General features: G+C 36.7%; 1 protein-coding gene. It reads left to right on the forward strand.

Going from position 1 to position 1,438, the window contains the following annotated elements:
• Positions 1-459: 459 nt before the first annotated feature.
• A complete protein-coding gene (locus SVZ03_01100) occupies positions 460-1,293 on the forward strand; it encodes a hypothetical protein (GenBank protein ID MDY6932801.1) in 834 nt (277 codons plus the stop codon).
• Positions 1,294-1,438 lie beyond the last annotated feature (145 nt).

Consider the following 1,438-nt stretch of genomic DNA (forward strand, 5'->3'; position numbering starts at 1 on the left):
TTCCCGACCTAGGGGATAACCTTCCCGACCTAGGGGATATCCTTCCCGACCTAGGGGATATCCTTCCCGACCTAGGGGATATCCTTCCCGACCTAGGGGATAACTCATGAGACCTGGGAAATAATGCTTCTTATCCTGGTTAGAAACCTTCGTACTTTAGATTATAGATTTAAATGCTAATCAACTCTGTGCGTAAAATAATATCAAGGAAGTTAAAAAACACTTTGATATTATGAAAATTGCTGATATAAGTAATAAAGCGCTCGCCAAAAATAATAGAAACGACGAATTGGGCAGCCTGGGGGGTATCCTGTTTCTGTATATCATTATATTTTGAATGTTAACCAGTTCTATAATTTCAATATTTTTTTTAATTTGACTTGTTGGTAATTTATATTGGTAGTTATATAGAAACTATATATTAACTAGTTATGTCTCTAAACTCAAATAATCAAAACAATGCTTATTGAAAATGCATTTCTGAAGCTTCCGGAATTATTACTATCCAGTTATGAGCAAAAAGGTAATGTCGAAGCACTGATTGTCAATTATATGGTAACAGGGATTCAAATGGAGCTTGCTTGCAGATCGGTACCTTTTGCATATAATCATGTTGCTGTTGAAAAACCATATCCAGGGCAGCGTCGCAAAGGTACGATTTATCGAGTAGATTTATTTTTTGATTCTGAAGGTACTGTTCCTGCTGTTAGCCATTTAGAACAATACGGATTAAAAAAAAACAATTGGATTGAGGCAAAAAGCTTTTTTGGCGGAAAAAAGACAAGCCCAGCAAAAACACAAAACAATGGTAGAATTATTAAAGACATATTGAGGCTTTGTCTTTTCCCAGAAGAACTTCAAGGGAAGCACAGGGAAAATGCCAGGTATATACTATTGATATTTGACCAACCCCCCTCAGCCTATTTAGCTTACTCTCAACGGAATTGGTTAAAGAGTATTATTGAGGATAAAACACCAAACATCGAAATAGATTTATCTACTGAACCAAAGTCATGTATCAAATCTATTGTTAAAAGTGATTCGATCAATGCTCAAATAAAAATCAAACTTTCAAAATTATCTTTCGAGCCAATAACTAGCACTCCGTTTCCAGTCTATTGGGGCCAACTACTACGAATAGATGAATTCTTTATTTCCATCAATGATCGATCAATTCATTACAGAGAAGAACTAAGTGATCATTGGGATAAGGCAAGGATTGATAATTTGAATTCAGTTAAAAGCGAATTTATTGGAATGCTTTTAGCCGATGAATCAGACATAATCGGGTAGCCAGGGGTTTCTAACCCCCAGCTCCCACAACACCCAAGCAAGCGGGTCCGCACTGGGCGTTTCGTTAACCGTAGCGAAGTGAAATCCAGATATCTCTCAGAGATATCAAACCCTGTTCTTTCAACCAGTTATTACTAAGTGCAAT

The organism is Spirochaetota bacterium, from assembly GCA_034190085.1.
In the GTDB taxonomy this organism is placed as follows: domain Bacteria; phylum Spirochaetota; class UBA4802; order UBA4802; family JAFGDQ01; genus JAXHTS01.

Excerpts from the sequence above, each read along its gene's own strand:
- SVZ03_01100 (MDY6932801.1), top strand. The coding sequence starts at position 460 with ATGCTTATTGAAAATGCATTTCTGAAGCTTCCGGAATTATTACTATCC.